Source organism: Bradyrhizobium sp. 6(2017), from assembly GCF_011058295.2.
GTDB lineage: Bacteria > Pseudomonadota > Alphaproteobacteria > Rhizobiales > Xanthobacteraceae > Bradyrhizobium > Bradyrhizobium septentrionale.
Map to the genome: position 1 here is coordinate 8,882,479 of NZ_CP049289.2, position 23,623 is coordinate 8,906,101.

The following is a 23,623-nucleotide window of genomic DNA, read 5'->3' on the forward strand; positions in this document are numbered from 1 at the left end:
TATCGCAGCTAATTTTCGGCAATGCTAGACGATGAGACGGTCGACCGGCAGGCGGAAATGCCGAGGTTTCAGCGGTTTCGGCGGCCGACCGACGCGGAACACATTGACGAGGCGCAGATCTCCGCCAAACTCGCCGAGTTTTCGCAGCCGGTCGTTGAAGTCGGGATGGTCTGATAGCGCCGAGATCGGGCACGCCGCGAACCCGGCGCGATCGATCTCCAGCCAGATCCGATAGAAATGCCGTCCCGTCGTGAGTGGATCCTCACCGACGGGGCGGCAGAACAGCACGATCGCCGAGGCCGAGGCGGTCTTGGCGCTGTCGGCGAGCAGCGATGCGGCGATGCCAAGACGATCGAGCGGCCTGAACAGGCCGCCAAGCACGAAGCGGGCCGCGCTGGCCTCGACCGCATTCATGGCGAGCGCATCGCGGTTGAGACCGTCCAGCAGATAATGCGGATGGCTCGGCGACAGCCGCATCCATGCGAGCAGTTCCTGCCGGTAATCGTCGCCCCGAACAAAGGAGAACTCGGCCTGGTCGGCCCAATCAGCGATTTCGCCAATCGCCTGGCGATCCCCAATGCAGAACACGTCGTCCCGCGCGGCGGCAAGCTGTGCTAGCGCCGCCGCATCATCAGGCGACGCCACGAACTTGCCGCGCCACGACATGCGGCGCGCCACATGGCCGGCCAGCGGATCGGGCGCAACGCCCTGCCTGACCGCAAAGCTGCAGAGCGCGGTAAATTGCGGCGACAGCGGCTGCTCGATCGTCGTCATACCGGTGATGGCAAGGCCGCGGCGGTTGAGCGCGAGGCTCATGCCTTCGAGCGCCGCGCCGTGCGAGACCAGCACGTCGTGCCCCGCGGGGTCCGCGACCGGCGCGCGTACGCCGACGTCGTCGACCAGCGCCAGCCGCCCGTCCGCGAGCAGCCGCCAGCGTGTCGGCTGGATGTTGTGGACGCTCGGCGCCAGTCGCGCCTCCGCGACCAGCTCGCGCAACAGATCCGGCGTCAGCTCGCTCATGCCGCCGCCAGCCGTTTGGAGAACAGATGCAGCCGGTGCAGCGGCTGGGCGCCGACCTTCTCGACCTGGCGCAGCGACGGACCGTTGATATCGGCGATCCAGGTGCCGCCGAGCGTGCGGTAGCCGGCCTCCTGCAACGCCAGCGCCGTGCGATAGAGCATCGCGCCGTTGAGGCCGCGATTGTGCAGGTCGCGGCAGACCGACTGATAGATCAGCACGGCGCGCGTGTTCATGATGCGGTGCTGCACGAACCTGAACAGCGCTGATAGCCCGATCCGGCCGCCGATCGCCTTGATCAACGGATTGAGGTCGGGGATCGCGATGATCGCGCCGGCGGGCCGGCCGCGGTGATAGACCACGGTCGAAATCCGCTTGTCGATGATCCACATCATGTCGCCGGCCTGGAACAGATATTCGGCCGCGGTCGGCGGCACGAACATCGGGTTGTCAGCAAAGCCGTCATTGAGGATGAGGCGGGCATCCTCCAGCCGCACCTTGAAGGCGGAACGCCTGATCGGCTGCCAGACGAAGTCCTTGTCGGCCAGCACCGCGCGCTGCTTGTCGCCGAGCAATTGCTCCGGCTTGCCGCCGTCGAGCGCGATCTCGAACGTCGTCATCGGGAAGGTGGCGGCATAGCCGGCGCGTTCGAGGTGGCGCGCGATATGCGGCGGCGACCACATCATGTCGGTGAACGGCGCATGGTCGAACCCGTCGGTCATCACCCCGATCTGCTGCATCGCCGTGAGATTGAAATTGCCGGCGATGCGGCTCATGCCGCGCGCGGACAGCCATTGCTCGGCGGCGCGCAGCAGCGCATCGGCCACCTCGGGCTCGTCGATGCAGTCGAAGAAGCCGAATGCGCCGTGGCGGGTGCCGTGCTTGCGGTTGGAGGCGTCGTGGATCGAGGCGGCGATGCGGCCGACCGGCCGTCCGTCGCGATGCGCGGAGAACAGCGCGTAGCGGCCGTGGCCCTCGGTAACGAACGGGTTCTTCGCGGCATCGAACATCCGCTCGAAATCGCTCCACAGCGGCGGCACGTAGAGACTGTCGGGCCCATAGGCATTGAGCGCGGCGTCGAATGCCGCTTTGCGGTCGCCCTCGCTGATCTCGAGCGTCATTTGGCCTCCGGGGTCAGCGCCAATAGCCGCCGCACCAGCGCCAGCGCCGTTTCGGTGGCGGGATCGGCCGCGGTCACGGGTACGGCGAGCACGATCAGATCGAGCGGATCATGCGCGAGCACGATGACATGGGAGGCGCTGTTGGCCGTCATCAGCGAGACCATGCGTTCGGCCGCAGGATCAACCGCCGCCAGCCCCCACGGCGCCTCGGACCGGCGCAGCACGCGCCTCGCCGACAGGAAATCGCGGAGCAGCGGCGGATCGTAAGACGCCAGCTCGTTCTCGCGAAAGCGCCGCGCGCTTTCGAAGATCGGATGCCGCGCGAGCTCGGCGATCAACTGCTCCCTTGTCTGTGCCGGCGACGCCGCCACCGAGTTGAGCACGCCGGGCTCCTGCGATTCGAACAGCGCGCGCAGCGCGTCCGTCATCAGCCCGATGGTCAGCACGCCGGCAATCGCAACCGCGACGAACCGGACGATCTGCGCGGCGTCGACGTCGGGCGCCATGAAGGCGGCGGCGAGCCCCAGAAGGCCGGAAGAGATCAGCCGCAGTGCCATCATCGCAAGTCCGTGGCGGCGGGTCTCGGCGCCGCCGCCGGCGATCAACATCACGGTCACGGTGAGCAGCGCACCGAGCGCGCCGAGCCGGACCGGAATGTCCGGGAATAGCGTGCGGAAGTCGGTCAGGATGAACGGGATCACCACCAGCGCGCCGACCGCCATGCGGCCGATGCTGCGGTTTTCCGAGGCCATCAGCGAGGAGCGGTCGCGCGTCGCCAGCAGCAGCGCGCAGGTGGCGAAAGCAAGCAGCTGAAACAGCGCCAGCGTGATCGCGTAAGGCATCGCGAAGCGTTGCAGCCCGAACAGGCCGCCGAGGCCGAGCAGGATGCCGCCGCCGAGCGCTGCGATCTTGACTGCGCGCGGCGCGTGGCGCCGCAAGATGCCTTCGGTGACGATCAGGGCGCCGAGCGGGATCAGTGCGGCCGGGATCACCGAGAGGCGGTCGAGCAGGCGGCTTCCGGTCCACCACGCAAGGCCGCGGTCGAGGAACAGGATCGCGATCACGCCGAGCGCGAGCAGCAGGCGGCGGGTCAGCGGGCTCTTCGGATCGCGCCGGTAGAACGTCATCATCGCCACCGCAAGGCCGATGGCGCCGCAGAGATTGACGATGGAATCGGCAATCGCCCCCGAGGTCATGTGCTGCCCGTCAATTGCTCGATCGCCCGGCGCACCAGCGGGCGCATCAGGGCGGCGACCAGCGCATTGCGCGGCCGCTCGATCGCAGGCCGATGCGGATTGAGGAACCAGCCGCGGCAATCGGTGCCGGAGGTGCGGCCCAGGATCAGCGCGACCGCCTCATAGGCCATCAGCATGCCGGTCGAGATCACCATCGGCGCGAACGACATCCGGCTGCGGCGGCCGGCCGCGACTTCGCCGGCAATGGCGAGATCGACATAATTGCGCGACGAGGAGTGCAGCATCACGTGCTCGATCTCGGCACGCATCGCGGCGCGGCGGTCGTCCTCGGTGATATCAGTCCAGTCCTTGCCCGTAGTCGGAAAGCCGAGGCGCTCCTCGGGCCTCGGATCGTGCGGGCGCACCACGATCACCGACGGCAGCGGCGACATATAGGCGTCGATCACGGTCGCATCAGCGGCTTTCGCCGTCCGGTACAAATGCACGCCGGCCGCAATGTCGTCCATGCCGTTGACGATGACCGGGCAACGCGCGGCGATCCCGGCGAGCTCATCGGTCCAGTTCTCGCCGAGCACCTCGATCTCGATGGTCGGGTTGATGCGTTTGGCTGCCTCGGCGGCGACCTCCGCCTTCTCGCGGCCGACCTCGTCGGCGAAGGCGAACACCTGGCGGTTGAGGTTGGAGACCTCGAAGCGGTCGATGTCGGCGATCACGAACTTGCCGACACCGGCGCGCGCCAGCGCCATGAAGGCTGCGCCGCCCATGCCGCCGACGCCGCAGACGAACACCCGCGCCTGGCGCAGCAGTTGCTGCTCGTGCTCGTCGATGAAGCCGATGTTGCGGCCGGTGAAGGAGTAATAGTCGAAATTCATCGCGTCCCCCCGCTCTCGTGCCTGCGCGGCCGCAGCGTGCCGAAGGCGCGGCTGTCGTCCAGCCAGTAGACCACCGGCAACACCAGCCGCTGCAGCGCCAGCATCCCGGACGCCGCGAGCAGCGCCGGCAGCGAGCCCGACGGCACTTCGCTCATCAGGTAACGGCGCGCGCCGGCAAGATCGACGCGGCCGAGCTGCAGCACGTCGTCGCCGCGGCCGTAATCCAGCTCGCGCGCGCAAAATTCGTTGTAGACGGCATCGCGATGTTTCGCTGCGATCTCGAAGGTCTTCTTCAGCGCGTCCGAGCCGCCGGTATAGGCATTGGTGATGACCGAGCGCGCCTCGTCGAAGCCGGCCTCCTCGCCGACGCCGAACACCGCGCGATGCCGTGCCATGATGCCGCGCGCGAGCTGCAAATGCGCAAAACTCTGCCGCGCGCCCGGCTGCGGCGACGGGAACACGTCCGAGAACGTGTCGCTCACCATGCCGACCACCGCCGGCACCTGGGTGACGTTCGAAATCCACTTCGGCCGCAGCCCGTCGCGGGCGAACAGCACCAGCGCGGTCAGGCCGTAAAGCACCCAGGACAGCCCCTGCCCGCGCACATCGGGATCGACCATGACGAGGCCGAGATGGGTGACTTCAGCGGGCTCACCGTCGAGCGGCACGTCCATCACCGACAGCGCGTTGAAGGCGATCGGCCGCCCGGTGTCCTCCTCGGAGATCAGGGTGACGACGGCGCGCGACAGCCGCTCCGGCTCGCCGGAAAAGATGCCGTAGGTCAGGCTCTCCTCGGGAAGCGTCTTGGCGGCAACGATGCGCAGCTGCGCGACCAGCGCGTCGAGCTCGGCCGTCGGCAGCGACACGCCGGGCGATTCGACGATGCGGGTGCGCTGGCCGGCCTGGGTGCGCAAGGTGAGATCGATGGTCGGCTGCGACAGCGCCTTCAGCCAAAAGCCGGCATGGCTGCGCAGGCCGTCAAAGGCCGCGCGCGCCTTCGCAAAGCCCCTGCCGCCGCGCGAGGCCGGGGTCGGATCATCCGTGGACGCCATTTCTCTGTCCCTCGGGCGCGATCTCTGCACTCAGGCCTGTTAAAGAGCCATGAGCGCAACCTGCCGCTGTTGGCCGCAGGGTAAACAAGCCGTTCCGGAAACGGAACAAGTTGCCCCCAACGACGAAAGCGGCGGGTGCAAAACACCCGCCGCTTCGTCTTGGCTCCGGCTCAGGCCGCCTCTCATGCCGCCTTGGAGACTTCCATCAGCAGGCGCTCGGCCTTGGCATCCTCGATGCGGTTGACGAACTTGCCGCTCTCGTAATTGTCGCGCACCGTCTTGGTCATCGTCACGCAGGTCTGGATCAGCATCACGATGCCCATCGTCAGATAGCCCTTCATCCAGAGATCGATCGGCAGGAAGAACACGCCGATGCCGACGAGGAAGGCGGAGGCTGCGAAGGACGCGTAGGTGAAGGTGACCCAGGCGCCGCTGTGGGGTTGGATGGTCTGGTTCATGGTCGTCTCCTTGATGATATCCGGTTTGAAGTTGGCTTGGTTTCAGGCTTCAGGCTTCAGGCTTGAGGTTTCAGGTTTGGGGCGGACGCTTGGCTTTCAGCCGCGCCAGCACGTCGTCGGCGGTCGATTTCATGCGCGGGCCAAAGCCCTGCTCGGCGAGCCTCTCGGCGACGACAAGCGGCCCCGAGGCGGTATCGATTTCGAACAGCGCGTCGTCGGCCGCCTGGATCTCGATCTGCCGCTCGCGCAGCCGCTTCAGCGTCGCCTCCGCTTCCGGCAGCGTCGATTCGTAGGGACGCGCCGCCTCGATGCCGCTCCGGCGCAGCGAGCGCACCGCCTCCGAGGCGCGGGCGAGGCGCCGGCCGCGATCAAGCTCGGCGATCCGCGCCTCGGCGTTGCCGACGTGACGCTTCAGCCGTGTGATCTCGGTGGCGAACAGGGTGCGCGCGGTCATCGCGGCATCGCGTTCGGCTTCGAGGTTGGCGATCGCCTGCGCGGCTTCGCGGGCGAGGTCTTCCCGGCCGCCCTCGAGCGCCGCTGACGCGCGCACCTCGAGATCGGCGATCCGGGCGTTGGTGGCGTCAAGCCGCCGGCCCTCCTGCTGGTCGCCGGCGATCGCCAGTGCCAAGGTCCGCTTCGAGCGGTCGACGGCGGCGGCCGCATCGCGCATCTGCTGGTCGAGGATGACCAGCGCGGTCCGGTCTTGCAGTTCCTCTTCGGCGACCGCCACGCTGCCGCGGAAAAGAGTCAAAACAGTTTTGAACATTTGGTCACTCCCTGTTATGAGCATCGCTCATGAATCTCTTGTACCACATACTGAGCATTGCTCAAGTATTATTTGAGCGACGCTCAAGAATATGGTTAACGGCGGGTAAAACATGTCCAAAGCATTGGAACGACGTGCGAAACTGCGGGAAGCGCTGATCGAGGCGGCGGAACGGGCGATTGCGACAAAGGGTCTCGGCGGCCTGAAAACGCGCGAACTGGCCCAGGAAATCGGTGTCGCCAACGGCGGCGTCTACAATCTGGTCGAGGATGTCGACGAGCTGATCCTGCGCGTCGGCTCGCGCACGCTGGCCCGGCTCGACGCCTCGCTGTCGCTGGCCGAGATCGGCGGGGCGGCGGCGCCGCGTGAGATGCTGGTGCGCATCGCGGTGGCCTATTGCGACTTCGCCGCCGACAATCTCGAACTGTGGCGCGCGCTGTTCGAGCACCGCATGCAGCCCGGCAAGCCGGTGCCGGAATGGGCCATCACGGAACAGATGGAATTGTTCCGCCACATCTACAAGCCGCTCGCCGCACTGTTCCCGCAGCGCTCGCCGGCGCAGCTCGGCGTCACCGCGCGCAGCCTGTTCTCCGCCGTGCACGGCATGGTCGCGCTCGGGCTGGAGCACAAGCTGATCGCGGTGCCGATCAACGCACTGCGCAGCGAGATCGGCACCCTGACACGCGCGATGGTCGACGGGCTGACGGCGAAGAAGGAGTAGCGCACGCGCACGCGCGATGTCCCCGCTGTACGGTCAAGCGGACGACTTGCCGCAGGGAGACGTGGATTTCAGCTGTTGCCCCAGGGGCAAGGCGGACGTAGCGATTGAGGTCAGGAAGGGGGAAGCCACTTGCGGAATGATCGAATAGTAGCCATGTACCGTCATTCGAGTTTCGGCCGAACGACTTGGCCTCGCCGCTGGTAGCGCGCCTGACTGACGACCCTCCCCCCAAAACTTCGAATAAGCCTGCTGCGCTCTCGAGTGCGGTTCCAAACACGCATCTATTGAAGGACGATCTCCCATGAATACGGGAACTGTGAAGTGGTTTAACAGCCAAAAGGGTTTCGGCTTCATTCAGCCGGACCAGGGAGGCCAGGATGTCTTCGTTCATATCAGCGCCGTTGAACGCGCCGGCATGAGCACCCTCAACGAGGGACAGAAGGTTTCCTTTGAAGTCGTTGCAGACCGCCGGACCGGCAAATCTGCTGCGGACAATCTGCGCGCCGCGTAAGCTGCCGCCGCAATCGGCGCCATGCTGCTTTGACCACGGATGTACTGGCAGAGCCTCTGGTTTCGCGACCCCGCGACTGGTCACCCGGCCGCGGGCTTCTCTTTATCACACCGCGCGCAATGCCCGCCAAGACCGGGACTTGAGCCGTCCGCCTGCGGGGCGGCCCGCGCATTGAAGCAATCGAGGTCGCGAGCGTGTCCACCAATATCGATCCAGAGCCGCAACACGACGACATCATGTACCCGCAGGTGCTCCCGTTCCTGCTGGTCCACGCAGGATGTCTGGCGGCGATCTGGTCGGGCGTCTCATGGCAAGCGATTACAATCTGCGTGGTTCTCTATTGGCTGCGCATGTTTGCGATCACGGCGGGCTATCATCGGTACTTCTCGCATCGCGCTTACTCAACAAGCCGGGCCTTTCAATTCATCCTTGCCTTCCTTGCCCAGAGCAGCGCCCAGAAAAGCGTGCTTTGGTGGGCTGCGAAACATCGGCACCACCATCTCCATTCGGACACCGAGCAGGATGTGCATTCCCCTCTGCACACGGGCCTCGTGTACAGTCATCTCGGCTGGATTTTCTATCGACAGCACGACGCAACCGATCTGACGAAAATCTCGGATTTTGCCGCGTATCCAGAGTTGATGTGGCTGCACAGGTTCGAGCTTTTGCCGGCGGTCGTGGTCGCAGTCCTGTGCTTCCTCATTGGCGGATGGCCGGGGCTCGTGGTCGGTTTCCTCTGGAGCACCGTGCTGGTGTATCACGCCACGTTCTGCATCAACTCCCTCGCACATGTTCACGGACGCAAGCGGTATGTGACGGGCGACGACTCCCGCAACAATTGGCTGCTGGCCCTGATTACGATGGGTGAGGGTTGGCACAACAATCATCACGCCTACCAAAGCAGTGCGCGGCAAGGCTTCCGCTGGTGGGAGATTGACGTGACCTATTATGTTCTGGTGGCCTTGTCCTGGCTCGGTGTTGTCTGGGATCTGAAGGCGCCGCCCGCGCTGGTTCTCCGCAATGAGCAGCGCCTGGGATCACGCGTGATCAAGCGAACGGCCGAGCAGCTCGCGGGTCGCTTCAATCCCGAATACATCGCGCAGGCGATCAAATCGTCGGTCCATGAGACCGGAATGTCGGTGCGAGACGCGCTTTTCCTGTTGCAGCATCGTGCCGACCTGCATCTGCCCATCATGCCAACGCGTGACCAGTTGCTGGCTGAAGCCCAGGCCATGTTCGCAAAGACGCCATCGCTGGACGATATCGTCGACCGTGCCCATGAACTCCTGGTGGAATCGGTTTGTTTTCTTCTGGCCGTTCCGCCTCCGGTGGCTACCGTAAGCCCGAAACCTTGAGCGGACGGTAGCATTTTGCCTCGGGCATCCCCATATAGGGTAAATGACCAACTGGCAAAAGCCGAGCAAGCGAGAACCACCCAAAACCAAGGCTGAATTGCGCGAGATGCTGACCGAGGCTGTGCGCAACACGCCGAGCCCCGACCAGGCGTCGCAGCGGCGCCCGGCAAAAGCCAAAAAGATCGCGGCCGGGACGGCTGACGACTAAGCCTCGCCCGCCACCCGACCGGATCGCCCGGCCCGGGATACGACCGAATTCCATTGGCGACGAGCGCGAAGATTTTCGCGAAGGAGCAGCATGCGCAAATTTCCCAAGCCGACCGAACAAGAGATCAATGAGGGACCCCAGGCGGTGTCTTTTCAGATCGCGAACGGAAACGCGCGGCAGGCCTGCATCCTGCAAACCACATTCCCAACGAAGCTGCAGGCGCACAAGTATCTGCTCACGAATTGGCCGACCATCGAAAAGATGGCTCGCGATGCCCTTGCGGCGGGAACCATCGAAGGCGGCCAGATCAAGCTCATGATGAGCTGAACAGGCCACGGAAAACGCCTGAGCCTCACGGCTCCATCGTGTAGGCGCGCCCAGGTTCAAGCGCGTAGATCGTCAGAAAGCGCAGCGGGCGTTCCGGGTCGCAGTTGCGAAACAGCGTGTGCGGAAGGTCGGGGCGATCCTGCAAGGTCTCGCCTGCCCGATACTGTCGCGGCGCCTCGCTGCCATAGGCGGACTCGGCGACACCTTCGACGATGAAGATAATTCCCCCAACCGGATGCCGGTGCAGCGGCGCGACCCCGCCGGGCGGATAGGTCACCTCGGCAACGACGAGCTCGCGATCATCGCCGGGCAGAGCGAGACGCTCGAGGGTCTTGCGCGTCACCCCGGCAAACCCGGTCTGTTGCGCGTTTGTCTGACCGTCCTTGCCATCAGCCATTGGAATCCCTTTTCGCGTCACGTGAGCCATCCCCCCGATCAAGTCGCGGTCCGATGACCATGAGGGCGCCTCACCACGGCAACAAGATGTCGGAGCGACGGTTCAGCACGTCGGCTCCCGGAGCAACACAGAATGGCCGAAGGCCTTGCCACCCTCGCTGCTACGTTGCAGGATTCTCGCACCGAAGAAACCTTCAGCAGTGGGCCTTGCATGGGAATGAGCATCGTGACGACGCGGTTGCCGGGGATCGCCGCCCTGGCGCTCAGCATTGCAGCATCAAGTGTCATGCCGGCGTTTGCGGCGCAGGCCGTATCCGAATGCTCGATGTCGGTCACATTGGCGGATTGGGGCGAGAACTCGACCGGCGATATCGACGTCGCGTCAGGCCAAAGCTGCCTGATCCCGATCGGGATCCGCGGCACGGTGACGGACTCCGCGATCTCGCAAAAGCCGACCTACGGCAAGTTGAAGAAGATCAACACATTGACCTTCGAATACAGGGCGAAGGCCAAGTACAAGGGCAGCGACACCTTCGCCATCAAGGCAACGGGTCAGGGCCCGAAGGCATCCGGCACCTCGGTCATCACGCTGCACGCGACGATCAAGTAATCGCCCGTCGCGCGCTGGACCAAAGCGTTTTCGAGCGAAGTGGTACCGGTTCGCGTGAAGAAAACGCGTCAAAAAAGAATCGAGAGCTCCGTTCCGATACAATCGGAACGGGGCTCGCTCGGCGCGCGACCGCTTCGCCCGAAACGCGTCAGGCCGGACGCGCGCCGGTGCGGATGATCGAGCCGACATGCTGGCCGCGCAGCGCTGCGGTGAGCCGGCCGGGAACGAGGCCGTTCACGACCTGCACGCGCTCGATATGCCGCGCGTTCTTCATCACCTCGAGCAGCGCAGGATCGAACGGCAGCGTGCCCTTCAGCTTGGCGAGATCGGCGACGCTGGTCTCGCGCAGCAGCTGCGCCTTCTTGCCGTCGGGACCGTTGGGATCGTCGGTGTACACGCCGTCGACATCCTCGACGATGGTGAGGCCGGCCGCGCCGAGCGCATCGGCGAGCAGGAATGCGCCGGTGTCGGCACGATGCAACGGGATGCGCGAGTCGGGGAATTCGTGATGGTGGTAGGGCGGAAAGCCGCTGCCCACCACCGCGCGGGCCGCGGAGAGATGGATCGCAAGCTGGCTCGCGATGGTCGGGTGCTCGATATAGGAGACGCCTTCCGGCGCGAGCAGGCAGGCCAGGATATGACCGTTCTGGCCGGCCTCGCTCGCCGCGAGCGGCGCGAGCGAGCCGACCGGCAGACCGAGGTCGAGGCCAACGCTGTAGAGGTGGCGGGCGCGGATGCCGGCGCCGGTCAGGATCAAGAGGCGGTGCTCTGATAACAGCGAGCGCAGCTCGTCGACGATCGGCAGGATCGCTTCATGGCCGCGATCCATGATGGAGCGGCCGCCGATCTTCACCACCTGCACCCAGGGCAGCAGGGCAATCGGGCGTCCGCCGGCGACGGGACGGGTGAGATCGCTGTCGAGCAGGGTCTGGCGCGCGAGCGGCGAGGCGACGTGCTTGATGGTGTCATCCATGGTCGTGTCTCTCTCAGCTCGCGGTGATGATGGTGCCGACATGCTCGCCCGCGAGCGCGCGGGTGAGATTGCCGGTGACAAGGCCATTGACGACCTGCACTTGGCGGACATGGCGCGCAGCGGCGAGCAGATCGAGCACCGGGAATTCGAGGATCGAATCCTGCAATCCCTTCGCCTTCATCTCGGCCACCGAGATTTTCGGAATGAAGGTGGCGCCCTTCGAGGTCTTGGGGTTCGCGGTATAGAGGCCGTTCTCGTCCTTCACATAGATCATCGCCTTGCAGCCGAACTGCTCGGCGACCAGGAAGCATCCGGCGTCGGTGCGGTAGGGCGGGATCATGCCTTCGGGTGCGGGGCGCATCCAGAGCCCGTAGGGCGGCATGCCGCTGAAGATCACCGCATTCACCTCGGCGAGATAGAGCGGCACGGCCGAGAGCCCGGCGCCGCTGACTGCGGAGATGCCGTGCTTGGCCAGCAACTGCCCCAGCATCACGGCGTTCTGATCGGCGACCGAGGCGCCGAGTTGCGACAGCACGCCGGCCGGCAGGCGAAGCCCGGCCGCGATCGAATAGAGATGCCGGGCGCGGGTGCCTGCCCCGGTCCCGATCAGGAGCTTGTTGGCCTTCCGGGCCGCGACGATCTCGTCGACCAGCGGATAGACGGCGGCGCGGCCGCGGTCGATGACGCTCTGGCCACCGATCTTGATCACGGTGGCATCCGGCAGGATCCGGAAGTCCGTTGCCGCTTCTGCCGCGGCCAAAAGCTGCGGATCGGTCAGCGACCGCTGCATCAGGAGCCCTTCAAGCTCCGACGTCGTGTTTGCCATGAGAAACGTTCCTTTTCCGATGCGCCTGGCATCGCTTCCGAATTGCACTGGTAGCGGTAAGCCGGCCGGGTCTCAAGATGCAATGGCAATGATGGCGCGGGCACGCCATCGCGTTCCGGTTATGGACGCGGCGGTCGGACGCTGGATACAGGCTTTGGCCGGATTGCTCTGCCCGGACAGTACATAAAATAGGCAGCCGATACCGGCCGCTAAAATCTAGTTGGGCGTGAAGATCACCTTGCCCTTGAATGCCGCGGCCTTGGCGATGGCTTCGGAGAATCCCTCGAGGCCGTAGGTCCCGACGACCGGCGCGCTGATCGCTCCGGACGCGACCATCGGCACGAGATGATCGTACATCGTGGCCAATGCCTTGTCCGTCGCGGTCTTGCCCCAATGTCCCAGCCAGAAGCCGCGCACCGACACTTCATTGAAGATCACGCTCAGGGCCGAACCTGAGAACGGCTGTCCGCTCATCGCGCTGTAGATGACCAGCACGCCCTTCGATGCCAGGCAGTTCATCAGGTTCAAGGCGGACGTGCCGCCGACGACGTCGAGCGCCAGCTGGATCGGCGCCCCACCGGTCTCCCTGGCGACGCGCTTGGCAAGGTCGGGCCCGTCGACCAGCACGATATCGCCGCCGATCGCCTTGACTTCATCCAAGACCTCTTCGCGCCGCACGACGTTGACCGTCTTGAGGCCGAGCGACTTGGCGATGCCGATCACGGCGCGCGCGGTCGCCGAGTTGGCGCCGTTCTGGATCACCCAGCCGCCGTGCGCGACTTTGACGAAATCGGTCAGCAGCAGATAGGCAGTGGCCGGATTGACCCCGATCATGGAGAGCTGCTGGACATCGGCGCTTTCGGGCAGCGGACGCTGCCACGACGCCGTGAACTTGACGCGTTCGGTCCAGGTCGGGATCGTGAACGGAATCAGCGTGCGGTCGCCCGCCCTGAGGTTCTTCACCTGCGATCCCGCGGCGATCACCCGCCCGACGCCCTCGATGCCGAGCGTGGCCGGCGGCGACGGAAGATAGCCGTAGCGTCCCGCCATGATCATGAAATCCGAGTTGTTGATCGGCGCCGCCTCGACGGCGACCACCACCTCGTTGGGGCCGGGGCTGCCCACATCAGCCACCTCGTTGAGCTTGACCACATCAGCAGGACGTCCGAACGCAACAACCTGAACCGCCTTCATGGCGCCATCTCCCGATTTCGTTATGTACTTGTAAGTACAGAATGAGGCTCGCGTCAATGGCTCGGACTGCTCTCACAGCAAGGTGAAGGCTTCACATCCGACGCGGGAGTACATAAAACAGCGGTATGGCAAGGCCGCGCAGCTTCGATCCGGACGATGTCCTGGAAATCGCCCGTCAGGTGTTCTGGCAGAAGGGGTTTCAGGCAACCTCGCTCGACGAGATCACGGCGGCGAGCGGCATCGCCAAGCCCAGCCTCTACGCGGCCTTCGGCGACAAGAGCGCGCTGTTCCTGAGGGTGCTCGACCGCTACCACGACGGCATTCTGGGCTGGGGCGAGCGCACCCTGGCGCAGCCGGGGCCCGCGCGCGAGACCATCAGGCAGTGGCTCACCGGGTTCATCCCCTATTGCTCGGGCGAGAAGGGACAGCACGGCTGCCTGTCGATCAATTCCGCGACCGACGGCTCGCTCGATCAGGCCGAGGTCCGCAAGAGCATCGAGCGCTACAACAGGCGGCTCGAAGAGCTGTTGCGCACGCGGCTGCGCGCCGATCGCACCCAGTTCAGGAAGGGCTTTGACCCCGACGTCACCGCGCACACGATCATGGTGGTGCATGCCGGCCTGCTGGCGCTCGCGCACCAGCGGCCGGAGTCGAAACAGGTGAAGGCCGTGATCGACCAGGTGATGGGCCTGCTCGCCTGACTTTGACGACCCCCGGCCTTGCCGGATAGCACGCCGCGCGCGCCCTCGCATGAATGTGAATATATGACACTCATAATCTTATTGATGTAGAGCTTCCGATGACCATGTCCGGATTGGCTGCCTTGGGCTTTCCGGATCTGGGGATCAGATGGACAAACCGTTCTTGCGTGCGACGCTTCTTGTATTCACCGCGCTGCTGGCGCTGCCAGCGTTCGGTCCGGCTCTAGCCCATGATCACCAGCATCCCGAGCTGAACGGCTGGTATGAGAGCCTGCAAAGCGGCAAGGGACCCTGCTGCGACGGCAGCGACGCGCGACGCGTCGACGATGCCGATTGGGACACCAAGGACGGCCACTATCGTGTGCGCCTCGAGGGTGAGTGGGTCGACGTTCCCGACGACGCCGTGGTTACCGGACCGAACCGCGCCGGCCGCACCATGGTCTGGCCGTATTATTTGGATGGCCACCCGCGACCGCGCTGCTTCATGCCGGGCAGCATGGGCTAAGCAACGGCGCTGCGCAGATCGGCGAGGGCCGCTGATCAGAGATCGAGCTGGATCCGGTCCTCGCCGTCGGCCTCCGGCTTCGCCGGCACGGCGCAGCAGATCAGCACCTCGTCGGCGGCCACCTCAGCGCTGGGCTCTTTCACATAAGTGACCGCACCTGCCAGCAATCGGGTTCGGCAGGTTCCGCAATTGCCTTCGCGGCAACTGAACGCGGGGCTGAGACCGCGCTCTTCCGCCAGTTCGAGCAGCGTTCCCGACTCCGGCGTCCAGCGCGCCTCCTTCAGCGATGCGGTGAAGGCGACCGGGACCGGCGTGGTTGCGGGCGGCCGGCGCGGCGGTGCCGCGGTGACCACGTCCGGCTTCCGCACCAACGACGACGGACCGAACGCCTCCGCGTGTATCCTGCCGTCGGCAATGTTGTAGCCGCGCAGGGCGTCATAGAGCGATTGCGTGAACTGCGGCGGTCCGCACAGATAGAAGTCATAGTCGTTGAACGGCAGCACGCGCGACAGCAGCGCCATGTCGATCCGCCCCGCGGCGTCGTAATCCGTGCCCTGCTCGGCGCCATCGACGTCACCGAGCACGCGGATGATCCGCACGGCGCCGCCGGCGGCCTCAGCCAGTTGCCGCAATTCGTCGCCGAACGCGCGGTCCTGCTTCGTATGTGCGGCCTGGAACACGTAAGTCGGCCGGACGCCGCGGGTGCGCAGGCCCTCGTAGACCACGTGGCGCAGCATCGCGAGCATCGGCGTGATGCCGACGCCGCCGGCAAGCAGCACCGCGGGGCGCTTCTCGCGCGCATCGATCGTGAAGCCGCCGCCCGGCGCGCGCGCTTCGATGATGTCGCCGACATGGACGTGGTCGTGGAGATGCTGCGACACCAGGCCGTCGCGCTTCACGCTGATGCGGTACATGCCGTCCGACGGCGCGACCGACAGCGTGTAGGTGCGGATGACAGGCTTGTCCGTCCCCGGGATCGAGAGGCGGACCGGCAGATGCTGTCCGGCTTGGTGCGGAAGCAGCCCTGCCCCGTCGTCCGGCTGCAGGTGAAACGAGCGGATCGATCGGCTCTCGTCGACGATCTTGCTGACCTTGAATGGGCGCCACTGCGTCGCAAGCTCGGCCGCGCGGATGCGGTCAGCGGCCTGCGCCCAGTCGCCGGTCATCAACGCATTCGGCGACCAGCCGTCCGCCCGGAGCGCCCAGCGCAGCGGCAGTGCGCCGCGCCGGCGCACGACACGGCGGGCGCGGAAGCGCCAGAGCCGTTCGGCGCCCTGGAACGCCGCGATCTCCGGCGAGTCCAGGATCACCTCGGCGTCGCCGCTCAGCTGCAGCAGGTCGCCGGTTTCGAAATTGGCAAACACCAGCCCGGCCTTGCCGTTGAGGTGGATGTTGCCGAGCGTGTTGAAGAACAGATTGCCGGCGAAATCGGGAATCGTCAGCGTGCCGTCGTCGCCAACCCGCACGAAGCCCGCTCTGCCGCCGCGATGCGAGACGTCCACCTGGCGACGGTCCTCGCGCTCGGCATAGGACGCCACGAAGAACGTGTCGGCCGCCTTGATCATGTCGCGCGCGGCCTGATCGAGCGTCGCGCTCCGCTCGATCTCTCCGGTGAACGGCTGATCCGGCTCGCGCACGAAGCGGAAATCGCGCAGCTGGATGCACTGCGGACAATTGCCGAAGCTCTGATCGAGTTCGAAGTTGAGCACCTTGCCCGACGATGCACCAAGCAACCCGTTGGCACGGTTGCGGCGCCGCGTGTGCAACTCGATCCCCAGCAATCCGATCGCGTCGCCGTCGCGCATGCCCTCGCTGACGGGATCGCTGGGGTCGGGCCGCGCATCGATCTGGAGGCTGTGCGGCGTCGGCGAGGCGATGAAGCCGGGCCGGCCGGCGAGCAGCGAGGCCCATGCATCGCCGCTGCGGTCGACGCTGCCGACGACGATGAAGGGAATTTGCGCGAAGAACTCGCGGTGCTGATCGGGCATGAAGTCCCGCACCGCGCGCTGGCCGACGGCCTCCATCTTCTCGGCGACGCCGACCTTCTGCTGGATCGCCTTCTCGCCGGCATGCCAGACAGCCAGCTTGTTCTTGGTTCGCCTGTCGCTCATCTCGCAGCCCTCCCCTTCGGGGGTTGGACGGGCGCGCCCGAAGGCACGCCCGGTCGGCACGTTACGCTGCCGTAGCCAGACCGACGCGGGTCTTGGCGAACGGCACGAAGCCCGGCAGCGCCTCGATCCGGCGCAGCAGCGCGTTAACGCGCGAGTAGGCGGAGAGATCGACATTGCCCTCGGGCGCGCTCGACAGATAGCTGTAGAGCGCGACATCGGCGATCGTCGGCCCTGTGCCGACCAGCCAGTCGCGACCCGCGAGATGCGCCTCGAGCCGCTTCAGCAGGAGGTGGGCGCGGGCGATCACGTCGTCCGGATTGTGCTTGGCACCGAACACGGTGATGAGCCGCGCCGCAGCAGGCCCGAACGCGAGGTCGCCGGCGGCGACCGACAGCCAGCGCTGCACGGCGGCGGCGCCCTTTGCATCCTGCGGCAGCCAGTCGGTGCGGCCGAGCTTGGTCGCGAGGTAGACCAGGATCGCGTTGGAATCGGCAATGATGGTGCCGTCATCGTCCAGCACCGGCACCTGGCCGAACGGATTGAGCGCGAGGTATTCCGGCGTCTTCTGCGCGGCGGACTTGAGGTCGACCTCGACCAGCTCGTGCGGAATGCCCAGCAGGGAAATGAAGAGACGGGCGCGATGCGCGTGGCCGGAAAGAGCAAAGTGATAGAGCTTCATGATGCCGTTCCTGATGTCGTGGACGGGATCCATTCCCGACCGCCTCCTCAAGGTGGCCCATTGCACGTCACATTATAATCGCCGACAACGGCACTTCATTATTGCAAATAGTGCAACGATCTCATTTCTCGCCATGGCCGGGCCGTCCCGGCCACCCACGTCTTTTCCATCAACCAAGCAAAGACGTGGATGCCCGGCACAACGCCGGGCGTGACGGTTTCGTGGCGGCGGCCCTTACACCTCGACGATCACGTAATTGTCTTCGATGTGCACCGGGAACGTCTCGGCCACATACGGCCCTTTCTGCAACTCCGCGCCGCTTTCGACCGCGACCGGATAGGAGCGGATCTTGAACCGTTTCGGATCGAACCAGGACTGGCCGTTGCGCATGTCGAATTCCCAGCCGTGCCACGGACAGCGCAGCATCTCGCCGACGCGGTCGCGCTGATAGATGCCGGGCTCGGGCGAGGTCAGCCGCGCGACGCAGGCCGCTTTCTCGAGCGGCGCGCCCTCATGCGGGCAGCGATTGAGCAACGCGAAGAACTCGCCATTGACGTGGAACACGACGATATCGCGGCCCTCAAGGCCGAACACCTTGTTGCCGCCGGCGGGGATTTCGCTGGTGCGCGCGACGATGTGGCGGGCCATGATCCTAGAACTTGTAAACCGCGCGGGCGTTGGCGTTGAAGATCTTGCGCCGCTCGGCCTCCGTCAGCGGTGTCTTGAAGGCGTAGCGCGCGTCGTCATAGTCCCAGTGCGGATAGTCCGACGAGAACAGCAGCCGGTCGATGCCGACCCATTCGATCAGCTGGCGCAGATGCCTTGCTTCATCCGGTTCGTCGATCGGCTGGGTGGTGAACCAGAAATGCTCCTTCACATATTCGCTCGGCTTGCGCTTGAGGTGCGGCACCTCGCTGCGGAAGCGCTCGAAATGCTGGTCCATCCGCCACATCGTCGCGGGGATCCAGCCGAAGCCGCCCTCGATGAACACGATCTTCAGCTTCGGGAAGCGCTCGGGAACACCTTCGAGCACCAAGCTCGTGAGGTTCGAGGCCACCGTGTGCGCGTTCGACTGATGCTCCTCGCAATAATAGGACGGCCAGCCGCCGCCGGTCGGCGCGTGCCCGCCATAGCCGCCGACATGGATGCCGAGCGGCAGATCGAGCTCTTGCGCGCGTTGATAGATCGGCCAGTAGCGGCGGCGGCCGAGCGGCTCGTTGGCGCGCGGCGAGACGTTGATCTGGATGTATTCGCCTGATTTGGCGCAGCGCTCGATCTCGGCGAGGCCGAGGTCGGAGCCATCCTGCCCGACCAGGATCGAGGCCTTTAGCCTGGGATCGCGATGCGCCCAGAAGGCGAGCTGCCAATCGTTGATAGCGCGCTGGATCGCGGCGCCGAATTCCAGATTCTGCTGCGAGAAGATGAAGAGGTCTAGCACCTGCAGAATCCCGAACTCGACGTCGAAGGGATCGAGGTGCTGCTTGCGCATGAAATCGAGATCGGAGCCGGGCACGCCGCCGGTCGGCGGCCAGGCGTCGCGCCGCGCGATCAGCGGCGAGGAGCGCGGATACGGCGTGGTGCCGATATAGGGCGTGCGCAGATGGCTACCATATTCCTTCAGATGCTGCTGCCAGCGCTTTGGCAGGAACTCGTTGAGGTCGCTGTGCGCGTGGATGCTCGGATGAATGTCGCAATCGATGATCTTCAGCCGCGTCGCGGCGGTGGTCTCCTGGTCGAGCATCGGGCGGTCGATGACATCACTCATGCGATCCTCCTTTTTGTTTGGCGCATGATCTTATCGGAAAACCGGTTCCCACTTTTCCGGATCATGCGCGCGAACTAGGAATCGAGCTTCAGGCGCGGAAAGGTCTCCAGCGGATTATCCTCGCACATCCGCTTGACGATACTGTCAGGCAGATATCGCGGGATCGGATCGTCGCCGTCGAACTGCCAGTGCGGATAGTCGGACGCGAACAGGAACATCTTGTCGGAGCCGATCTGGTCGATCACATCGGCAACGCCGGTCGCATCCGGCGGGCCATCGAACGGCTGCATGGTGACGCGGAAATGATCGCGGATGATCGCGGCCGGCTCGCGCTCGACCCACGGCACCTCGACACGCACGCCGCGCCAGGTCTTGTTGGCGCGCCACATGAACGCCGGCAGCCAGCTGACGCCGGACTCCATCAGCACCACAGTCAATCCCGGATACTTCCCGAACACGCCCTCATAGATCAGGCTCAGCGCCTGCGCCTGGAACGCCTGCGCTTCCGCGAGATAATATTCGTAGCGATAGGACGGCCAGCCGATCGAGCTCGGCGCGCCCCGGTAAGCGCTGCCGGCGTGGATCGCGATCGGCAATCTGTACTTCTCCGCGGCCTGATAGATCGGCCAGTAATGCCGCCGACCGAGCAGCGTCTCGCCCTGCGACGGCACCAGCACGGAGACGAAGCGATGATCGCCGGCCCTGCGCTCGATCTCCTCGACCGCAAGGTCCGGCGCCTGGATCGGCACCACGATCGAGGCGCGCAGCCGCGTGTCCCTGGCGAGCCACTCGGCGGCGATCCAGTCGTTGATCGCCTTGCAGAAGTCTGCCGCCATGTAGGAATCGAACACCGCCTGCGCGCCATAGACGACGTTGCAGATGGCGTGGCTGGCGCCGAGCTGATCGAACGCGCCGCGCTGCACCATGGAGAGATCGCTGCCGGGCTTGCTTCCGTCGGAAGGCCGCCAGTCGGCGCGGCCGGACAGCGGCATCGACGGCGGATAGGAATTGAGGTCGAGCCCGTCGATGGCGCGGCTGACGACCTGTTCCTTCCAGTGATCGCTGAGATAAGGCAGCAGCGTGGTGCGCGTTCCTCCCACCGCGGGATGGATGTCGCAGTCGATGCGCGTGGCCGCCATAGCGTTCCTCGGATTGTCTTTGTCTTCATTGTTGGCGGCATCGCTGGCCGCAGAGCGGACTGTGCCGCCGATGGCGCGATCGTGCAAGCCGATCCGCGCGGGGCCGCCCTGCCCTGTGCGCGCAACCGGCGCCTCACGCGAAGTTGCAGGATGGCCGGTGAATGGCGTCACCCATTGTGGCCGCAAGGCGTGCTAGCGATTCCGCGCCGCGGAAGGCGCAGCGACAGGAGACAGGAATGAGGCTTGGAATGAGACTTGGCCGATTGACGATCCTCGCATGTTCATTGTCGCTGGCCGCGTCCGCCGCAGCGGCCGCGCCCGCCACGGCGTCCGGCTCGGTCGCGCTGGCGCTCGCCGGCGTGGTGGCGCCCTATTCGCCGCTGCTGCCTGCGGAGAAGGCGGCGGTCGCCGCGTTCTTCAACGGCGACGGCAATGTCCCCGCCACGAAGAAGATCATCGTCACCGCAGACAAGGTGGTCTGCCGCGCCAGCAATGTCGACATCACCTCGCGCTCCTGCGAACTGACCTTCGGCAGCAAGACCCACACCGTGAAGGGAAGCGCAGCCAACGCGATCTTCGCGACCGAAGCGCTCGCCGGCTGCCGCCCGACGGCGCCGCCGGCACGATCTACGAGGCGCTGTCAAAGCTGTCCTGCACGCTCGATCCCGCCGTGATCAAGGGCAAGGCCGGCGGCGGCGCCGACTGCAGCTTCGAGCCGGGGAATTAGTTTCCTCCAACGACAACACCCAGCCTTGCAGCCACACGGCGTGCGGTCTCTTCCCGCTGCGCCGTGATCGCACGCGTCGCCTGGCGCGTCTGCTGCAGGATCTCAGGTGGCGCGGTCTCCGGCGTGCCGCAGTCGAACGGCGGCTCCGGCGCATAGGCCATATAGAGCTGGATCGCCCGCGCGGCATCGTCGCCGCGCAATTCGGCCGCCAGCCGCAACGCGCCATCGATGCCCGCGGTGACGCCGGCGGCGAAGACATAGCTTCCGTCCACCACCACGCGCTCGTTCACGGGCATAGCGCCGAAGAACGGCAGCAGATGAAACGACGCCCAATGCGTCGTCGCCCTGCGTCCCCTGAGAAGCCCGGCCGCGCCGCAGATCAGGGCCCCCGTGCAGACCGAAAAGATGCGGCATGCCCCTGCCGCCTGCGCGCGGATCCAGTCGAGAACCTCGGCGTCCTCCATCAGCGCCTCCTGACCGAAGCCGCCAGGCACGTGCAGCACATCGAGCGGCGGCGCATCGGCAAGCGTAGCGTCCGGCGTCAGCCGCAATCCCTTGATGTCGCGCACCGGCTCCAAAGTCTTGCCGTAGATGCGGTAGGTCGAATTCGGAATCCGCGACAGCACCTCGAACGGCCCGGTCAAATCGATTTGATCGACGCCTTCGAACAGGAGCGATCCGATCCGCAAGTGGACATCGTGAGCAATCATCGAACTTCCCTCGAACTTCTCTTGCGCTATGGACAAAGCGAATCTAGCGCGGCAGGTTTCGGCGATGACGCCAAAGCCCCCACATTTTCCGCCAAAAGCAAGACGCCCGATCGAAGTGCTGGCTTATCCGGCGGTGCAACTCCTCGACGTCACCGGGCCGCTGCAGGTGTTCGCGTCCGTCAACGCGCTGATGGCCAAGGCGGGCAACGCCGAGCCCTATGAAGTCCGCGTTGTCGGCAAGGACGGTCCCACCGTCGAAGCATCGGCCGGCGTCGGCGTTGCGGTGCATCCGCTTTCCGCGATCGATACCGCCGTCGACACGCTGGTGATTCCGGGCGGCGACGGCGTCAACGCCGCAACGGCGGATGCCGTGCTGGTCGACTGGGTGCGCAGACGCACCACGCAAGCGCGCCGCACCGCGTCGGTCTGCACCGGCGCGTTCCTGCTCGCCGCAACAGGCGCCCTCGACGGGCGACGCGCCGCGACCCATTGGCAATTTTGCGCAGAACTCGCCGAGCGCTTTCCCGCTGTCCGCGTCGAGCCCGACCCGATCTTCGTGCGCGATGGATCGTTCTGGACCTCGGCGGGCGTCACGTCGGGGATCGACCTCGCGCTGGCGCTGGTGGAGGAAGATCTCGGCCGCGCGACGGCACTCGCCGTCGCGCGCTATCTCGTGGTGTTCTTCAAGCGGCCGGGTGGGCAGGCACAGTTCAGCGAACTATTGTCGCTGCAAGCAACCGACGACAGGTTCAGCGCATTGCACGACTGGATCGGCAACCATCTGGCCGATGACCTCTCGCTTGCAACGCTCGCCAGGCAGGCCGGCATGAGCGAGCGCAGCTTCAGCCGGCACTATGCCGATGCGACCGGGTTGACGCCGGCGCGCGCGATCGAGCGGTTGCGGGTCGAGGGGGCGCGGCATCTGCTCTCGGAGACGCAGCTGCCGATCAAACGGATTTCACAGCGCTGCGGTTTCGGATCGGAGGAGACGATGCGCCGCAGCTTTATGCGATTGCTGGCCACCACGCCGCAGGACTACCGCGCCAGATTTGCGCGCTAGCGATCATAGAAGCGCGCCGGCCTCACAGCCGGCGTGCGTTGATTGACGGCAGACGAGATCGGCTCAGCCATTCCAGGCATGCGCCTGCAATGCGGCCTCCAGCGGCGGGTTGGTCACGCTGCCGGTGTAGTTGGTGATGGTCGATGCCGCCACGATGGTAATCACTTCAAGCACGAGGTCCTTGTAGAACCCGGCCGCCAGGAATCGCTCGATCTCCTCATCGTCGAGCCGCCCGCGCTTTTCGATCAGCGACCTCGCCAGCGTCGAGAGTGCACCGAGTGTTTTGTCGGCAGGCGAGCGGCCGGCGCGCATCGCCTCGACATCGGCCGGGGCAAGACCGGCCTGCAACCCGAGCGCGGAATGCAGCGCGACCGCCCAGGTGCAGCCATTGGTCACCGCGTCGGTGAGCAGCACGGTCTGGATCTGCTGCTCGGTGAAGCTGCCGCTGTGAACCTTGTCGAAGATGCCGATGAAGCTCTGGATGAGCACGGGCGACGTTGCCATCGCCGCCGCAAGGTTGGGGATTATGCCAAACCGCGCCTCGACGTCGCGCAACGCGGGTCTGGAGGCTTCAGGCGCGGAGTCGCGCGTATGGACCGGAAAACGTGCCATCGGAATTGCCT

Annotated in this window: 27 protein-coding genes and 1 pseudogene; 10 read left to right on the top strand and 18 right to left on the bottom strand. The window is 65.5% G+C overall.

Features of this window, described 5'->3' with window-relative positions:
• Window positions 1-24: 24 nt before the first annotated feature.
• The 7 genes from G6P99_RS42135 to G6P99_RS42165 form a co-directional block, all read right to left on the bottom strand.
• Complete coding sequence (locus tag G6P99_RS42135; protein ID WP_165126360.1) at window positions 25-1,020, bottom strand: hypothetical protein; 996 nt, start codon at window positions 1,018-1,020, stop codon at window positions 25-27.
• A complete protein-coding gene (locus tag G6P99_RS42140) occupies window positions 1,017-2,138 on the bottom strand; it encodes a hypothetical protein (RefSeq protein ID WP_029079343.1) in 1,122 nt (373 codons plus the stop codon). Before G6P99_RS42140 ends, G6P99_RS42135 begins: the two co-directional genes overlap by 4 nt.
• Window positions 2,135-3,334 (bottom strand): hypothetical protein, encoded by a 1,200-nt coding sequence (locus tag G6P99_RS42145; RefSeq protein ID WP_029079344.1) that lies wholly within the window; start codon window positions 3,332-3,334, stop codon window positions 2,135-2,137. The genes G6P99_RS42140 and G6P99_RS42145 overlap by 4 nt, the downstream gene beginning before the upstream one ends.
• Complete coding sequence (locus tag G6P99_RS42150) at window positions 3,331-4,206, bottom strand: HesA/MoeB/ThiF family protein (RefSeq protein WP_029079345.1); 876 nt, start codon at window positions 4,204-4,206, stop codon at window positions 3,331-3,333. The genes G6P99_RS42145 and G6P99_RS42150 overlap by 4 nt, the downstream gene beginning before the upstream one ends.
• Window positions 4,203-5,258: a hypothetical protein gene (locus tag G6P99_RS42155; protein ID WP_198031133.1), complete on the bottom strand. Its 1,056-nt coding sequence runs from the start codon at window positions 5,256-5,258 to the stop codon at window positions 4,203-4,205. The genes G6P99_RS42150 and G6P99_RS42155 overlap by 4 nt, the downstream gene beginning before the upstream one ends.
• Before the next feature lie 182 nt (window positions 5,259-5,440).
• Window positions 5,441-5,716 carry a YiaA/YiaB family inner membrane protein gene (locus tag G6P99_RS42160; RefSeq protein ID WP_029079347.1) on the bottom strand — a complete coding sequence of 92 codons (276 nt, stop codon included), beginning with the start codon at window positions 5,714-5,716 and terminating at the stop codon, window positions 5,441-5,443.
• Between the two features lie 70 nt (window positions 5,717-5,786).
• On the bottom strand, window positions 5,787-6,482 hold the full coding sequence (locus tag G6P99_RS42165; protein WP_029079348.1) for a PspA/IM30 family protein: 696 nt from the start codon (window positions 6,480-6,482) through the stop codon (window positions 5,787-5,789).
• Window positions 6,483-6,594: 112 nt separating this feature from the next.
• On the opposite strand from G6P99_RS42165, the gene G6P99_RS42170 reads away from it, so the two are divergent.
• The 5 genes from G6P99_RS42170 (at window position 6,595) to G6P99_RS42190 (ending at window position 9,604) form a co-directional block, all read left to right on the top strand.
• Entirely contained in the window at window positions 6,595-7,203 is a 609-nt protein-coding gene (locus G6P99_RS42170) for a TetR/AcrR family transcriptional regulator (RefSeq protein ID WP_029079349.1), read from the top strand.
• A gap of 301 nt (window positions 7,204-7,504) precedes the next feature.
• Window positions 7,505-7,714, top strand: coding sequence for a cold-shock protein (locus G6P99_RS42175; RefSeq protein ID WP_029079350.1), 210 nt, complete (start codon window positions 7,505-7,507; stop codon window positions 7,712-7,714).
• 236 nt (window positions 7,715-7,950) lie between these two features.
• A complete protein-coding gene (locus G6P99_RS42180; protein ID WP_156928448.1) occupies window positions 7,951-9,069 on the top strand; it encodes an acyl-CoA desaturase in 1,119 nt (372 codons plus the stop codon).
• Window positions 9,070-9,112: 43 nt separating this feature from the next.
• Window positions 9,113-9,277 (top strand): hypothetical protein, encoded by a 165-nt coding sequence (locus G6P99_RS42185; RefSeq protein ID WP_165126363.1) that lies wholly within the window; start codon window positions 9,113-9,115, stop codon window positions 9,275-9,277.
• A 90-nt stretch (window positions 9,278-9,367) separates the two neighbouring features.
• Complete coding sequence (locus G6P99_RS42190; protein ID WP_029079351.1) at window positions 9,368-9,604, top strand: hypothetical protein; 237 nt, start codon at window positions 9,368-9,370, stop codon at window positions 9,602-9,604.
• 25 nt (window positions 9,605-9,629) lie between these two features.
• Here G6P99_RS42190 and G6P99_RS42195 read toward each other — a convergent pair whose 3' ends face one another.
• Window positions 9,630-10,001 carry a cupin domain-containing protein gene (locus tag G6P99_RS42195; RefSeq protein ID WP_029079352.1) on the bottom strand — a complete coding sequence of 124 codons (372 nt, stop codon included), beginning with the start codon at window positions 9,999-10,001 and terminating at the stop codon, window positions 9,630-9,632.
• Between the two features lie 210 nt (window positions 10,002-10,211).
• Here G6P99_RS42195 and G6P99_RS42200 point away from each other — a divergent pair, with 210 nt between their 5' ends.
• Window positions 10,212-10,610 (top strand): hypothetical protein, encoded by a 399-nt coding sequence (locus G6P99_RS42200; protein ID WP_245284573.1) that lies wholly within the window; start codon window positions 10,212-10,214, stop codon window positions 10,608-10,610.
• 148 nt (window positions 10,611-10,758) lie between these two features.
• On the opposite strand, the gene G6P99_RS42205 is transcribed toward G6P99_RS42200, so the two are convergent.
• The 3 genes from G6P99_RS42205 to G6P99_RS42215 all read right to left on the bottom strand — a co-directional run bounded on the left by G6P99_RS42205 (window position 10,759) and on the right by G6P99_RS42215 (window position 13,603).
• Entirely contained in the window at window positions 10,759-11,583 is an 825-nt protein-coding gene (locus G6P99_RS42205; RefSeq protein ID WP_029079354.1) for a molybdenum storage protein subunit alpha, read from the bottom strand.
• Between the two features lie 13 nt (window positions 11,584-11,596).
• The gene (locus G6P99_RS42210; RefSeq protein ID WP_029079355.1) at window positions 11,597-12,409 is read right to left on the bottom strand and encodes a uridine kinase; all 813 of its coding nucleotides are present in this window, start codon (window positions 12,407-12,409) and stop codon (window positions 11,597-11,599) included.
• A gap of 216 nt (window positions 12,410-12,625) precedes the next feature.
• The gene (locus G6P99_RS42215; RefSeq protein ID WP_029079356.1) at window positions 12,626-13,603 is read right to left on the bottom strand and encodes a zinc-dependent alcohol dehydrogenase family protein; all 978 of its coding nucleotides are present in this window, start codon (window positions 13,601-13,603) and stop codon (window positions 12,626-12,628) included.
• 125 nt (window positions 13,604-13,728) lie between these two features.
• On the opposite strand from G6P99_RS42215, the gene G6P99_RS42220 reads away from it, so the two are divergent.
• Together G6P99_RS42220 and G6P99_RS42225 are read left to right on the top strand one after the other, a co-directional pair.
• Complete coding sequence (locus tag G6P99_RS42220; protein WP_029079357.1) at window positions 13,729-14,304, top strand: TetR/AcrR family transcriptional regulator; 576 nt, start codon at window positions 13,729-13,731, stop codon at window positions 14,302-14,304.
• A gap of 148 nt (window positions 14,305-14,452) precedes the next feature.
• On the top strand, window positions 14,453-14,809 hold the full coding sequence (locus G6P99_RS42225) for a hypothetical protein (protein ID WP_198031134.1): 357 nt from the start codon (window positions 14,453-14,455) through the stop codon (window positions 14,807-14,809).
• A gap of 35 nt (window positions 14,810-14,844) precedes the next feature.
• Here G6P99_RS42225 and G6P99_RS42230 read toward each other — a convergent pair whose 3' ends face one another.
• The 5 genes from G6P99_RS42230 to G6P99_RS42250 form a co-directional block, all read right to left on the bottom strand.
• On the bottom strand, window positions 14,845-16,920 hold the full coding sequence (locus G6P99_RS42230) for a pyridoxamine 5'-phosphate oxidase family protein (RefSeq protein ID WP_165126366.1): 2,076 nt from the start codon (window positions 16,918-16,920) through the stop codon (window positions 14,845-14,847).
• Window positions 16,921-16,981: 61 nt separating this feature from the next.
• Window positions 16,982-17,599 carry a glutathione S-transferase family protein gene (locus G6P99_RS42235; RefSeq protein WP_029079360.1) on the bottom strand — a complete coding sequence of 206 codons (618 nt, stop codon included), beginning with the start codon at window positions 17,597-17,599 and terminating at the stop codon, window positions 16,982-16,984.
• Window positions 17,600-17,833: 234 nt separating this feature from the next.
• Complete coding sequence (locus G6P99_RS42240; RefSeq protein WP_156928449.1) at window positions 17,834-18,247, bottom strand: Rieske (2Fe-2S) protein; 414 nt, start codon at window positions 18,245-18,247, stop codon at window positions 17,834-17,836.
• Window positions 18,248-18,251: 4 nt separating this feature from the next.
• Window positions 18,252-19,364, bottom strand: coding sequence for an amidohydrolase family protein (locus G6P99_RS42245; RefSeq protein WP_165126369.1), 1,113 nt, complete (start codon window positions 19,362-19,364; stop codon window positions 18,252-18,254).
• A gap of 74 nt (window positions 19,365-19,438) precedes the next feature.
• Complete coding sequence (locus G6P99_RS42250) at window positions 19,439-20,503, bottom strand: amidohydrolase family protein (RefSeq protein WP_029079361.1); 1,065 nt, start codon at window positions 20,501-20,503, stop codon at window positions 19,439-19,441.
• A gap of 248 nt (window positions 20,504-20,751) precedes the next feature.
• Here G6P99_RS42250 and G6P99_RS42255 point away from each other — a divergent pair.
• A pseudogene (locus G6P99_RS42255) lies at window positions 20,752-21,230 on the top strand (hypothetical protein).
• Here the strand turns inward: G6P99_RS42255 and G6P99_RS42260 are convergent.
• A complete protein-coding gene (locus tag G6P99_RS42260; RefSeq protein WP_029079362.1) occupies window positions 21,227-21,940 on the bottom strand; it encodes a DJ-1/PfpI family protein in 714 nt (237 codons plus the stop codon). The pseudogene G6P99_RS42255 and the gene G6P99_RS42260 sit on opposite strands and share 4 nt — an antisense overlap.
• A 64-nt stretch (window positions 21,941-22,004) precedes the next feature.
• Here G6P99_RS42260 and G6P99_RS42265 point away from each other — a divergent pair, with 64 nt between their 5' ends.
• Window positions 22,005-23,000, top strand: coding sequence for a GlxA family transcriptional regulator (locus G6P99_RS42265; protein ID WP_029079363.1), 996 nt, complete (start codon window positions 22,005-22,007; stop codon window positions 22,998-23,000).
• A gap of 63 nt (window positions 23,001-23,063) precedes the next feature.
• Here the strand turns inward: G6P99_RS42265 and G6P99_RS42270 are convergent, their stop codons facing one another.
• A complete protein-coding gene (locus tag G6P99_RS42270) occupies window positions 23,064-23,612 on the bottom strand; it encodes a carboxymuconolactone decarboxylase family protein (protein WP_029079364.1) in 549 nt (182 codons plus the stop codon).
• Window positions 23,613-23,623: the final 11 nt, after the last annotated feature.

Coding starts and splice junctions, on each gene's coding strand:
- G6P99_RS42135 (WP_165126360.1), bottom strand. CDS start 1,020: ATGAGCGAGCTGACGCCGGATCTGTTGCGCGAGCTGGTCGCGGAGGCG.
- G6P99_RS42140 (WP_029079343.1), bottom strand. CDS start 2,138: ATGACGCTCGAGATCAGCGAGGGCGACCGCAAAGCGGCATTCGACGCC.
- G6P99_RS42145 (WP_029079344.1), bottom strand. CDS start 3,334: ATGACCTCGGGGGCGATTGCCGATTCCATCGTCAATCTCTGCGGCGCC.
- G6P99_RS42150 (WP_029079345.1), bottom strand. CDS start 4,206: ATGAATTTCGACTATTACTCCTTCACCGGCCGCAACATCGGCTTCATC.
- G6P99_RS42155 (WP_198031133.1), bottom strand. CDS start 5,258: ATGGCGTCCACGGATGATCCGACCCCGGCCTCGCGCGGCGGCAGGGGC.
- G6P99_RS42160 (WP_029079347.1), bottom strand. CDS start 5,716: ATGAACCAGACCATCCAACCCCACAGCGGCGCCTGGGTCACCTTCACC.
- G6P99_RS42165 (WP_029079348.1), bottom strand. CDS start 6,482: ATGTTCAAAACTGTTTTGACTCTTTTCCGCGGCAGCGTGGCGGTCGCC.
- G6P99_RS42170 (WP_029079349.1), top strand. CDS start 6,595: ATGTCCAAAGCATTGGAACGACGTGCGAAACTGCGGGAAGCGCTGATC.
- G6P99_RS42175 (WP_029079350.1), top strand. CDS start 7,505: ATGAATACGGGAACTGTGAAGTGGTTTAACAGCCAAAAGGGTTTCGGC.
- G6P99_RS42180 (WP_156928448.1), top strand. CDS start 7,951: ATGTACCCGCAGGTGCTCCCGTTCCTGCTGGTCCACGCAGGATGTCTG.
- G6P99_RS42185 (WP_165126363.1), top strand. CDS start 9,113: ATGACCAACTGGCAAAAGCCGAGCAAGCGAGAACCACCCAAAACCAAG.
- G6P99_RS42190 (WP_029079351.1), top strand. CDS start 9,368: ATGCGCAAATTTCCCAAGCCGACCGAACAAGAGATCAATGAGGGACCC.
- G6P99_RS42195 (WP_029079352.1), bottom strand. CDS start 10,001: ATGGCTGATGGCAAGGACGGTCAGACAAACGCGCAACAGACCGGGTTT.
- G6P99_RS42200 (WP_245284573.1), top strand. CDS start 10,212: ATGGGAATGAGCATCGTGACGACGCGGTTGCCGGGGATCGCCGCCCTG.
- G6P99_RS42205 (WP_029079354.1), bottom strand. CDS start 11,583: ATGGATGACACCATCAAGCACGTCGCCTCGCCGCTCGCGCGCCAGACC.
- G6P99_RS42210 (WP_029079355.1), bottom strand. CDS start 12,409: ATGGCAAACACGACGTCGGAGCTTGAAGGGCTCCTGATGCAGCGGTCG.
- G6P99_RS42215 (WP_029079356.1), bottom strand. CDS start 13,603: ATGAAGGCGGTTCAGGTTGTTGCGTTCGGACGTCCTGCTGATGTGGTC.
- G6P99_RS42220 (WP_029079357.1), top strand. CDS start 13,729: ATGGCAAGGCCGCGCAGCTTCGATCCGGACGATGTCCTGGAAATCGCC.
- G6P99_RS42225 (WP_198031134.1), top strand. CDS start 14,453: ATGGACAAACCGTTCTTGCGTGCGACGCTTCTTGTATTCACCGCGCTG.
- G6P99_RS42230 (WP_165126366.1), bottom strand. CDS start 16,920: ATGAGCGACAGGCGAACCAAGAACAAGCTGGCTGTCTGGCATGCCGGC.
- G6P99_RS42235 (WP_029079360.1), bottom strand. CDS start 17,599: ATGAAGCTCTATCACTTTGCTCTTTCCGGCCACGCGCATCGCGCCCGT.
- G6P99_RS42240 (WP_156928449.1), bottom strand. CDS start 18,247: ATGGCCCGCCACATCGTCGCGCGCACCAGCGAAATCCCCGCCGGCGGC.
- G6P99_RS42245 (WP_165126369.1), bottom strand. CDS start 19,364: ATGAGTGATGTCATCGACCGCCCGATGCTCGACCAGGAGACCACCGCC.
- G6P99_RS42250 (WP_029079361.1), bottom strand. CDS start 20,503: ATGGCGGCCACGCGCATCGACTGCGACATCCATCCCGCGGTGGGAGGA.
- G6P99_RS42260 (WP_029079362.1), bottom strand. CDS start 21,940: ATGATTGCTCACGATGTCCACTTGCGGATCGGATCGCTCCTGTTCGAA.
- G6P99_RS42265 (WP_029079363.1), top strand. CDS start 22,005: ATGACGCCAAAGCCCCCACATTTTCCGCCAAAAGCAAGACGCCCGATC.
- G6P99_RS42270 (WP_029079364.1), bottom strand. CDS start 23,612: ATGGCACGTTTTCCGGTCCATACGCGCGACTCCGCGCCTGAAGCCTCC.